Origin of the sequence: Pseudomonas sp. B22129 (assembly GCF_044218875.1) — a bacterium.
Lineage (GTDB): Bacteria > Pseudomonadota > Gammaproteobacteria > Pseudomonadales > Pseudomonadaceae > Aquipseudomonas.
Window position 1 is genome coordinate 2,282,645 of record NZ_CP162592.1, and the last position, 11,128, is coordinate 2,293,772.

The 11,128-nt window shown below is 60.6% G+C and carries 9 protein-coding genes; 6 read left to right on the top strand and 3 right to left on the bottom strand.

The annotated features are described in order from the left end of the window. Position 1: 1 nt before the first annotated feature. Positions 2-1,336 (bottom strand): MFS transporter, encoded by a 1,335-nt coding sequence (locus AB4P94_RS10425; protein ID WP_395610449.1) that lies wholly within the window; start codon positions 1,334-1,336, stop codon positions 2-4. Positions 1,337-1,548: 212 nt separating this feature from the next. Between AB4P94_RS10425 and quiC the strand changes: the two genes are divergently transcribed. Both quiC and AB4P94_RS10435 read left to right on the top strand, forming a co-directional pair. Next, complete coding sequence (quiC, locus tag AB4P94_RS10430) at positions 1,549-3,450, top strand: 3-dehydroshikimate dehydratase QuiC (RefSeq protein WP_395610450.1); 1,902 nt, start codon at positions 1,549-1,551, stop codon at positions 3,448-3,450. Positions 3,451-3,527: 77 nt separating this feature from the next. After that, entirely contained in the window at positions 3,528-4,169 is a 642-nt protein-coding gene (locus tag AB4P94_RS10435) for a TetR/AcrR family transcriptional regulator (RefSeq protein ID WP_395610451.1), read from the top strand. 135 nt (positions 4,170-4,304) lie between these two features. Here the strand turns inward: AB4P94_RS10435 and AB4P94_RS10440 are convergent, their stop codons facing one another. After that, the gene (locus tag AB4P94_RS10440; RefSeq protein WP_395610452.1) at positions 4,305-5,153 is read right to left on the bottom strand and encodes a shikimate dehydrogenase; all 849 of its coding nucleotides are present in this window, start codon (positions 5,151-5,153) and stop codon (positions 4,305-4,307) included. Positions 5,154-5,158: 5 nt separating this feature from the next. Then, entirely contained in the window at positions 5,159-5,599 is a 441-nt protein-coding gene (gene aroQ / locus AB4P94_RS10445; protein WP_017253796.1) for a type II 3-dehydroquinate dehydratase, read from the bottom strand. Between the two features lie 208 nt (positions 5,600-5,807). Between aroQ and AB4P94_RS10450 the strand changes: the two genes are divergently transcribed. The 4 genes from AB4P94_RS10450 to AB4P94_RS10465 all read left to right on the top strand — a co-directional run bounded on the left by AB4P94_RS10450 (position 5,808) and on the right by AB4P94_RS10465 (position 11,022). Then, a complete protein-coding gene (locus tag AB4P94_RS10450) occupies positions 5,808-6,329 on the top strand; it encodes an RNA polymerase sigma factor (protein WP_395610453.1) in 522 nt (173 codons plus the stop codon). 63 nt (positions 6,330-6,392) lie between these two features. Continuing rightward, on the top strand, positions 6,393-7,391 hold the full coding sequence (locus AB4P94_RS10455; RefSeq protein WP_395610454.1) for a FecR family protein: 999 nt from the start codon (positions 6,393-6,395) through the stop codon (positions 7,389-7,391). A 149-nt stretch (positions 7,392-7,540) separates the two neighbouring features. Beyond that, the gene (locus tag AB4P94_RS10460) at positions 7,541-10,297 is read left to right on the top strand and encodes a TonB-dependent hemoglobin/transferrin/lactoferrin family receptor (protein WP_395610455.1); all 2,757 of its coding nucleotides are present in this window, start codon (positions 7,541-7,543) and stop codon (positions 10,295-10,297) included. Between the two features lie 107 nt (positions 10,298-10,404). Then, a complete protein-coding gene (locus tag AB4P94_RS10465) occupies positions 10,405-11,022 on the top strand; it encodes a heme acquisition protein HasA (RefSeq protein ID WP_395610456.1) in 618 nt (205 codons plus the stop codon). The last annotated feature ends 106 nt before the right edge of the window (positions 11,023-11,128 follow it).

Sequence of the window (11,128 nt, forward strand, 5' to 3'; positions counted from 1 at the left end):
ATCAAACGTCTACGGTCGGAATCTTGCGCGGCGCCATGAAGTACATCCACGTCAGCGCAATGAAGTACATCGCCGGGATCAGGGTGAACAACACGGTGTAGTTGTTGTTGGTCACGGTAAGAATATGGCCCACGATCTGGGTCATGAACATGCCGCCGATGGCTGCGCACATCCCGCCAAAACCAAACACCGTGCTCATCATGTGCTTGGGCGTGTAGTCCATCACCAGGCTCCAGATATTGGCGGTCCAGGCCTGGTGCGCGCCGATGGCCAGGGAGATGGCGAACACCGCGACCCACAGCTGGCTGGAACCGGCGGCCATGATCACGCCGACGATGCAGCAGGCAAACAGCAGCATCGACAGCAGCCGCGCCTTGATCGGATTCATGCCGCGGCCGATCAGGAATGACGAGAGAATCCCGCCGCCCACGCTGCCAAAGTCAGCGGTCAGGTAGATGATGATCAACGGGATACCCATTTGGGTCACGTTGATGCCCAGGTTGTATTGCTGGTTCAAAAACGGCGGCAGCCAGTACAGATAAAACCAAAACACCGGCGCGGTCATCGAGTAGGCGAGGGCGAAGGCCCAGGTGCCGCGCATGCGCAGGATACGGCTGAACGGCACGCGGGGTTGTTCCGGTTCGACTTCCTGTTGCACGTAGTCTAGTTCGGATTGTTTAACGGTCGGGTGGTCTTCGGGGTTGTAGTACTTCAGGCCCCAGCACACCAGCCAAATCCCGCCGAGTGCCGACATGCACAGAAACGCCGCCTGCCAGCCCCATACGTGGAGGATCAGCGGCAGCAGCATCGGCGTCATCATCGCGCCGACGTTGGTACCTGCGTTGAAGATACCGGTGGCCACTGCGCGTTCCCCGGCGGGGAACCACAATCGTGTGGTCTTGACGCAGGCCGGGTAGTTGGCGGCTTCGGTCAGCCCGAGGATAAAACGGCACACCATAAAGCCGACGGCCGAGGTGGCCAGGCCGTGGGCACCGGTGGCCAGGCTCCACAGCAACACGGCGCAGAAGAACACACGCTTGACGCCGATGCGATCGATCAGGCGGCCTTGCAGCACAAACCCAATCGCGTAGCCCACCTGAAACCAGAAGTTGATATTGGCGTAGTCCATCGCCGTCCAGCTCATTTCCTTGGCGAGGATTGGCTGCATGACGCCGAGGGCGGCACGGTCGATGTAGTTCAGGGTGGTGGCGAAGAACACCAGGGCCAGCATGCCCCAGCGGGTTTTACCCACGGCCAGGGCGCCGCGGACTTTGTCGCCGATGCCGGCGTGCGGGTTGCCCGGGCGCGCGGCCAGGACGGAGTTTTGCGAAGGCATGAGGTCGTACCCGTTTTTTGAAATTTTTATGGTGTGTTCTGGGTCTTGTTGCTGAATCGATGGTGCGCAGCGACTAAAAAATCGTCAATTCGCCAAAGGGGCATAGTGTTCGATAATCGCACCGAAAACTAACCGGTTCGTACATTTCAATTGCTGCGTGTAGGCTGGGGGCGAATAATTTGCCACAAATAACAATTGCCGGGAGTCGCCCCATGCAACGTTCCATCGCCACCGTTTCCTTGAGCGGCACCCTGCCGGAAAAGCTCGAAGCCATCGCCGCTGCCGGTTTTGACGGGGTCGAGATCTTCGAGAACGACCTGCTGTATTACGACGGCAGCCCGCGCGAAGTTAAGCAAATGTGCGCCGACCTGGGCATCGCCATCACGCTGTTCCAGCCGTTTCGCGACTTTGAAGGCTGCCGCCGCGACCGCCTGGCACGCAACCTCGAGCGTGCCGAGCGCAAGTTCGATTTGATGCAGGAACTGGGCACCGACCTGGTGCTGGTGTGCAGCAATGCCTCGCCAGACTCGGTGGGCGATGAACGTATTTTGCTGGATGACTTGAGCCTGTTGGCCGAGCACGCCGGCCGTCGTGGCTTGCGCATCGGTTACGAAGCGCTGGCCTGGGGCAAGCATGTGAACACCTGGCAGCAAGTGTGGGACCTGGTGCGTCAGGTCGATCACCCGGCCCTGGGCGTGCTGCTCGACAGCTTCCATACCCTGTCGCTCAAGGGCGACCCGAGTGCCATCGCCGAGATTCCCGGCGACAAGATCTTCTTCGTGCAAATGGCCGACGCGCCAATCCTGGCCATGGACGTGCTGGAGTGGAGCCGGCATTTCCGCTGCTTCCCGGGGCAGGGCGAGTTTGACCTGGCCGGGTTCCTGGCGCCGATCATCAAAAGTGGCTACACCGGGCCGCTGTCCCTGGAAATTTTCAACGACGGTTTTCGCGCCGCACCGACCCGGGCGAATGCGGCGGATGGCTTGCGCTCGCTGCTGTACCTGGAAGAGAAAACCCGCGCGCGCTTGCAGCAGGAGGCGCCGGCGCAGCCCGTCGAGATTCTGTTTGATACCCCGCCCGCCAGCGAATACGACGGCATTGAATTCCTTGAGTTTGCTGTGGATGAAAGCCTCGGCGCCAAGCTGACCCATTGGCTGGAACGCCTGGGTTTCGTCAAGGCCGGGCAGCATCGCTCCAAGAGCGTGAGCCTGTTGCGCCAGGGCGATATCAACCTGATCCTCAACTGCGAACCCTATTCCTTTGCGCATAACTTTTTCGAGGCCCATGGGCCGTCGCTGTGCGCCACGGCGGTTCGCGTCAAGGACAGTGCCAAGGCCCTGGAGCGTGCGGTGGCTTATAAGGGCCAGCCGTATCGCGGGCTGGTGGGGCCCAATGAGCTGGAGTTGGCGGCAGTGCGCGCGCCGGATGGGAGCCTGATTTATCTGGTGGACCCGTCCGAAGGCGCGCTGTACGACACCGACTTCAACCTGCAACCTGCCGCGTCATCCAGTGGCGGCCTGCTGCGCATCGACCACATGGCCATGGCGTTGCCGGCCGACAGCCTCGACAGTTGGGTGCTGTTCTACAAGAGCTTGCTGGATTTCGAAGCCGATGACGAAGTGGTGCTGCCTGACCCTTACGGCCTGGTGAAAAGCCGCGCGCTGCGCAGCCGTTGCAGCACGATTCGCCTGCCGCTGAATATTTCCGAGAACCGCAACACGGCGATTTCCCACGCACTGTCGAGCTATCGCGGCTCGGGCGTGCACCACATTGCCTTCGACTGTGCGGACATTTTCGCCGAAGTCAGCCGGGCCAAGGAGGCAGGCGTGCCGTTGCTGGATATCCCGCTCAACTATTACGACGACCTCGCGGCGCGCTTTGATTTTGACGACGAATTTCTCAGCGAGTTGGCGTACTACAACGTGCTGTACGACCGCGACGCTCAGGGCGGTGAGTTGTTTCATGTGTACACCGAGCCGTTCGAGGGGCGGTTTTTCTTCGAGATCATCCAGCGCAAGCACGGTTACGCCGGTTACGGCGCGGCCAACGTGGCGGTGCGCCTGGCGGCGATGGCCAAATCGCGCAGCGGCGCGGTGCGTCAGGCGCGTTTATAAGGGCGGGCCGGGTGCTTCCTTCGGCGCGCATCGCGGCCCATAATCAGCGCCTGCATAACACTGGCCGTGAGCGCACCATGACCACCGAGGCACCTCGCAAGAGTCGTAAGAACAACCCGGAAAAGACCCGCGAAAACATTCTCCAGGAAGCCATCGTCGAGTTTGTTCAGCAGGGCCTTTCCGGCGCTCGCGTGGACGCTATCGCCGAGCGCATCCACACCTCAAAACGCATGATCTATTACTACTTCGGCAGCAAGGAGCAGTTGTACGTCGAGGTGCTGGAAAAGCTCTACGGTAACATCCGCAACACCGAAACCCGCATGAACCTCACCGAGCTGGAGCCGCGTGAGGCGATCCGCCGGCTGGTGGAATTCACCTTTGATCACCATGACCAGAACGTGGATTTCGTGCGCATCGTCAGCATCGAAAATATCCACAATGCTGAATACGTGAAGCGTTCGGATGCGATCAAGGCGATGAACAGCAACATCCTCGAAGCGCTGGGCGCCACGTTGCGGCGCGGGGCTGAAATGGGGGTGTTTCGCGAAGGGCTGGAGCCGTTGGACGTGCACTTGCTGATCAACTCGTTCAGCTTTTACCGGGTGTCCAACCGCCATACGTTCAGTGAGATTTTTCAGATCGAGCTGTCGGATGAGGCCGTGAAGCAAAGGCATCGGGAGATGATTTGTGAGTCGGTGATGCGGTATCTGCAGGCCTGAATCTTCAGACTGTAATGCAATCAATGTGGGAGCTGGCTTGCCTGCGATAGCGATCTGTCAGTCACATCATCGTTGACTGAACCACCGCTATCGCAGGCAAGCCAGCTCCCACAATGTTTGATCCGGTTTCGGCGGTCAGGTGTTCATGCTTTGAAAGTGCTGCAACATCCTGTCCGCATCCGGCGTTTCGCCACTGAACAACTCAAACGCCTTCACCGCCTGAAACACCGCCATGTTGCCGCCATCCAGCGTGCGACAACCCAATGCCCGGGCGCTGCGTAACAGCTCGGTTTCCAGCGGGAAATACACAATCTCCGCCACCCACAATTCAGCCCGCAACAGGGCCGCCGGCACCGGTGTGCCCGGCAGTTTGGCCATGCCCATGGGCGTGGTGTTCACCAGGCCATCGGCCTCGGCCATGGCGCTTTCCAGATGGCTGCCCACCTGGGCGCGGCCGGCACCAAAACTCTGGACGAGGTTATCCACAAGGTCGCGGGCGCGGCTGGGGTCCACGTCAAAAATACTCAAGTGTTCCACACCCTCGGCCAACAGTGCGTGCGCTACTGCCGCGCCTGCACCGCCAGCGCCCATTTGCACTACGTGATGACGGGCGACATCGTTCAGGTTGCGGCGAAACCCTTCGGCAAAGCCCAGGCAATCGGTGTTGTGGCCGATGCGTTTGCCGTCCTTGAACACCACGGTGTTCACCGCGCCAATGCCCCGGGCCTCGTCGGACAAGTCATCCAGCAATGGCAGGATGGCCTGCTTGCACGGGTAAGTAATGTTCAACCCGGTGAAGTGCATCCATTCGGCGGCGTCCAGCAGGCCGGGCAGGGCGTTGATGTTCAGCTTGAGTGGCTCCAGGTCAATCAGGCGATACAGGTAGCGCAGGCCCTGGGCATCGCCTTCGCGCTCATGCAGCGCGGGGGTGCGTGAGGCCTGGATACCGGCGCCAATCAGGCCGGCGAGGATGCGCGGTTTCATCGAGCTCACCCTTTTAACGTGTGGCTGAAATGTTCGAGTGCCAGGTGGTAGCCATGGCTGCCGAAGCCGGCGAGCACCGCTTTGGCGATGGGCGACACAAATGAGTGATGCCGAAACGCCTCGCGCGCATGCACGTTGGATAAGTGCACCTCAATCACCGGCACTTCACTGGCCACCAGCGCGTCGCGAATCGCCACGGAGGTGTGGGTCCAGGCCGCCGGGTTGATCACGATACCCGCGCAGCGGGCGCGGGCGCCGTGGATCCAGTCGAGCAATTCGCCTTCGTGGTTGGTCTGGCGGAATTCGATTTTCAAACCGAGTTTTTCCGCGCTGCGGCCACACAGGGCAGCCACATCAGCCAGGGTTTCATGGCCGTAAGTGGCGGGCTCGCGAGTGCCGAGCAGGTTGAGGTTGGGGCCGTTGAGCACCAGCACGATGGGCGGCATTGGGGGGTATCTCCACAGTTATTATTCGTTGTGCAGATAAAATGTACCGGATGGTTAATTCGGTCAATTGATCGTGGCGGATGTGTTCGATTACCGAACCTTTAATCAACCGTTCCTCGCATTGGAATCAGATTAGATATCAATTGAAAATCATTCTCGACAACGCTTAAGATGCCCGCCTGTTTCCTCAACATTCCAGGGAGTCGGTTTGTCGGACGTGGATCTCAAAGGCCTGTTTCTCAAGCATGCCGATACCCTGCGCGGGTATCTGGCGCGCAAGGTACGGGACCCGCAGTTGGCCGCAGACCTGGTGCAGGAGAGTTTTCTGCGCCTGGCGCAAAAGCCGGCCGACGAGCGCATCGACAACTCCCAGGGCTATCTCTATCGAACGGCGAGCAATCTGCTGATCGACCATATTCGCCAGGAAGCGCGGCGCAAGACAGACTCCGTGCCCCATGAGGCGCTGGCCGAAATTGAAGATGACGTGGCCGGGTTGGAGGCTCAGGCAATGGCGCAGCAACAGCGACAGGCATTGAAGCAGGCACTGGCGGAGTTGCCGGAACGTACCCGGCAGATATTCCGCTTGAACCGCATCGAAGGCATGACCCACGCCCAGGTCGCCCGGCACCTGGACATCTCTGACAGCTCCGTGCAAAAGCATCTGGCCAAGGCCCTGGCCTATGTGATGCAACGTTTGCAGGAAGGCGAAGTGGCGCCACCCGACGAATGAATTACCGAAAAACTCTGGGTCAGACGTCACAGCGTTTACATAACGAAAATTCGAGATTCACACGTGAATAGCCAGGGTCCGCAACAGCACAGCATTACCGAGGCGGCTGCCGAGTGGGCGGTGCGCCTGCACGCCGGTGCCCTGACCAAACAGGAGCAGGCCGAACTGCAACACTGGATCGCCTGCGACAGCCGCCATGAAGCGGCATTGCGCTTTGCCGAGCAGACGTGGGCGGCCCTTGGCGAGTTGCACGAAGATGAGCCGGTGCATCGCCAGCGGCCTGCGCCTGCGGCGCTGCCCATGCGCCGATCCCATCGGCGAAGGCCCTGGCGGCGCGCGGTGGCGGCCGCGTTGGTCGTGGTGGTGGCCGGTGTGGGTTGGCTGCGCGGGCCGGATGCGCTGCTGCGGATGCAGGCCGATTACGTCACGCAAAAAGGCGAGGTGCGCACGGTACACTTGGCTGACGGCAGCACGGTCGAGCTGGATTCCGCCAGCGCCATTCGCCTGGATTACGACGGTGTGCAGCGGCGCATCAGCCTGATCCAGGGTTCGGCGATTTTTGACGTGGCACCGAGGGTGGGTGAAGAAACGCGGCCGTTCGTGGTGCAAAGTGCCGGCGGGCAAACCCGTGCGCTGGGCACGCGCTTTGTGGTCGAGCGCGAGGATGAGCGGCAGGCCTGGGTTGGCGTGCTGCAGCACAGCGTGGAGGTGTCGCTGCAAGCTACACCGAAAACAGGCCCCGGCGAGCGCGTGCTCAAGGAAGGCCAGGCGGCGCGTTACAGCCCTGACGGTGGCGTGGTGCCGCTCGATCAATTCGATGTGGAGCGCGCCACCAGTTGGCGACGCGGCGTGTTGATCTTCGACCGGTTGCCGTTGGCCAACGTCATCGAACAGCTCAACCGCTATCGCCCGGGCCGTGTGGTGCTGGCCGATTCCGCGTTGGGCGATCGAGAAGTCAGCGGCGTGTTCCGCCTCGACATGCTCGACACCGCCCTCAGTACATTGACCCGCGAGCTTCAAGTGCAACGCTTGGACCTGGCCGGCCTCAGCCTGATCTATTGATGGCCCGGTGGGGGCTGCTCCCACCGCCTGCAAAATCCTCCTCTGAAAAACTTTCAAAAAAACCTTACTGACTTCCCGCGCCTCGCACGTCTTGCTAGGTGAGAAGCATTCGCATAAACAAAAATACGCTTAGCGCAGGGAAACTTCACATGTCAGCACTCACCAAGGGGCGCAGCACCGGTAGCCGGTTGGCCCTGGCCATTCACCTGGGCTTGTTCGCCGTTGCGGCGCCTGTCTATGCCGCGCAGCCGCAATCGGGTGCTGCCCAGCCTGCGGCGCTGACGTTCGACATTCCTGTGCAACCCCTCGGCAGTGCCGTATTGGCCTTCGCCGACCAGGCCGGCCTGCAAGTGCTGTTCGACAGCCAGCGCCTGCAAGGCTTGAGCAGCACGGCGCTCAAGGGCAGCTTCAGCGTGCAGGAGGGCCTGGGGCGTTTGCTCGGCGCTGCGCCGGTGGAGTACCGCTTTACCGGTGAACGCCAGGTGACCCTCAACCGCGTCGCCGCCGACCACGACAGCGCGATGACCGTCGGCACCACCACCATTACCGGCAACACCAACGGCCAGGCCGGTGACTGGGTGTACCAAACCCCAAAGTCCGTGGCGGTGATCAGCCGTGACATGATCGACAAACGCCCGCCGCGTCACGCCGCCGACATGCTCGAAGAAACCGCCGGTGTGTACACCGCCGTCAACCAGCGCGACCCTGGCCTGTCAGTGAACATCCGGGGTGTGCAGGACTACGGCCGCGTGAACATGAACATCGACGGCATGCGCCAGAACTTCAACGTCAACGGCCACCAGCAGCGCAACGGTACGATGTTGATCGACCCGGAGTTCATCTCCAGTATTGAAATCGACAAAGGCAGCCAGTCAGGCCAGGGCGGGGCGGCGGTATTGGGCGGGATTGCCTCGTTCAAGACGCTGGAGGCCAGTGAGTTCCTGAAGGATGGCAAAGAAATCGGCGGGCGTTTTCGTGCCGGCAGTGGCATCGGCGAGCTGGGCAATGGCACCTACTTCAATGGCAGCGGAGTGTTTGCCTTTGGGGATGAGCGCGGCGATGTGTTGCTGGGGTACAGCGAGCGGCATTTCGGCGATTACCGGGGCGGTTCGCACAACGATCAGAACCTGGGCACCAACCTGCGCGCCAGAAAATATGCGCCGGCCGCGTTTGACCATTGGTTGAACAGTGAAGTGGGCGATTCGGGCAGCGTCACACGCTCACAGCTCCTCAAGTTCGGCCTCAACCTGCCCAATGACCAGCGCGTGCAACTGAGCTACCTGGAAAGCGACACCGACAGCAACGATACCTGGGGTTACATCACCCAAGACCTGCAAAGTAACTACTACCTGCGCAACAGCAAAAACAACCTGAACGCCAAAAACGTTGCGCTGGATTACCGCTATACGCCGGATAACCCGCTGGTCGATTTCAAGGCCAAGGTGTATTTCGTCACCACTCAGGAAGACCGCGACAATGCGCCGAACACGGCGTCAGTGAGTTCGGGCAATTACACCCCCGGCTACACCGACCATTTTCAAACCGACACCTGGGGCCTGCAGGCTGACAACACCTCGCGCTTTGACTTCGATGCATTCGGCCACCTGAGCTGGAACTACGGCGTGGAGGTTTACCAGGACAGGTTCAAGCCACACAGCAATAAGGTCGAATCAACCAATGGCGCCAACGGGGTATTGCCCTATGTCGAAGGTGCCAACCCGCTCGGCAAGCGCACCATTGGCAGCCTGTTCAACAACCTGCAGTACGAATATGACGGCTGGCTGACGCTGGATGCTGGCCTGCGCTATGACCGTTACCGCCTGGAAGGCGAAACCGGGATGACGCTCTATAAACGCCCGGCCATTGCCAACAGTGTGGAGGGCGCCCGCCGCGTCGATGAGGTGTTTGATGTGGACCGGGAGGAGGGGCGCTTCTCTCCCACGTTTGGCATCGGCATAAAGCCCGGGCCCGACTGGCTGCAACTCTATGCACGCTGGGGCAAAGGCTGGCGCCCGCCGGCCGTCACCGAAACCTTCATGACCGGCCGGCCCCACGGCGGCGCTTCGGGCGAACGCGTGTTTCCCAACCCCTTCCTCAAACCCGAGGAGTCCCGGGACTGGGAAATGGGCGTGAATGTGTTCAAGGAGTCGCTGTTTTTCAATGACGACAGGCTCGGGGTGAAAGTTGCCTACTTCGATACCCGCATCGAGAACTTCTCGTTCCTGAACCACAGCGTCACGTTGCCCGAAACCAACGTGGGCGGCTTTACCGGGATCATGGCGTACACCAACAACCTGAACCCCACGCGTTTTCGCGGTATGGAATACCAACTCAACTACGACATGGGCCGTGCCTATGCCAACTTGAGTTACACCCACATGATCGGCAGCAACGAGTTCTGCTCGAAGAACTATTACATGGGCGGCGCGAAGAAACGCGGGCGCACGCTCAGCTCCAAATATGAGCGCTATACCCGCCCCAATGGCACGACCGGCCTGCGGCTTGTCAGCACTTATGAATGGCTCGATGACGCTGCGGCGAACGATAAGGAAAGTTGCGGCCGCATCATGGGCAACGCCACCTACATGCCGGCTGACCGCGGCTCCCTGACCCTGGGCGCGCGGTTCCTGGACAAGCGGCTGGATACCGGTGTGCGGGTGCGTTACAGCTCCGGCAATGGTGAAAACCTGAATAACCAGGGCTACGACTTTATCGACCAGGCGATGTGGCCCAAGTACACGGTGTACGACCTGTACGCCAGTTACTGGATGACCGACCACCTGAACATCGCACTGGCCCTGGAAAACGCCACCGACGAAGCCTATTTCGTCGCCATGGGCGATGCCAATAACTTGAGCCTGGCGCGCGGGCGCACCTTGAGTGGAATGCTCGAATACAAGTTCTGACCGAGTGCGCACGCTGCGCGCTCAGTAAACAGTTTTGCCCAAGGGTGGGCAAAAAGTGCGCCGGAGTGCGTGCTGATCAATAGCGTTGTTTATAACGAGGTTTAGTGATGACTATTTCTGTTAATTACGAGTCGGCTCTCGGTTCTATCTCGCTGTCGGACTACCTGACGGATTGGGCGGCAGGGTTTGCCACGGCAGGTCACGGCACCGGCAATACCGGTGGTTTCAGCAACGGCACGTTCAGCGGCGATCAGTACTCGACTCACGGCGCCAATGGTTCCGAATACGCCTTCATTGCAGACAGCAACACCAGCAATGGCCTGCACTATGTCTTCAACCCGACGCTGCCGGCTTCCGACAACCAGAACCACTACCTGTGGGGCAACCTGGATAACGTCGAACTGGGCACCGGCCTGAGCGGCGGCAGCGGCAGCGACTTTGACCTGAGCGGTTACAAGGCCGCCTTCAACGGCCTCGACCTGTCTGCCGCCAGCGGCGCAGGCCGTGCCGGCAACGTGGTTCAGGACGTGATCTACGGCCTGATGCAGGGCAACACCACCGCGCTGGAAACCGTGCTCAACAACCTGCTGGACGACTTTGGCCTGTCTACCGCTTCTACCTTCGACCAACTGGCGGCTGCCGGTCTGGGGCACGCGACCCCATCCGCCGACGTTGCGCTGGTCGGTGTGCAAGACGTGGCGCAGGACTGGGCACTCGCTGCCTGAACACCTGCGGCATGAAAAAAGCGAATGGAAGATCGCTCCCCCATTCGCTGCATGACACACCGCCGTCGCTAAAGCCTTCTACCTCTTCAAGCGGCGGCGGTGCCAA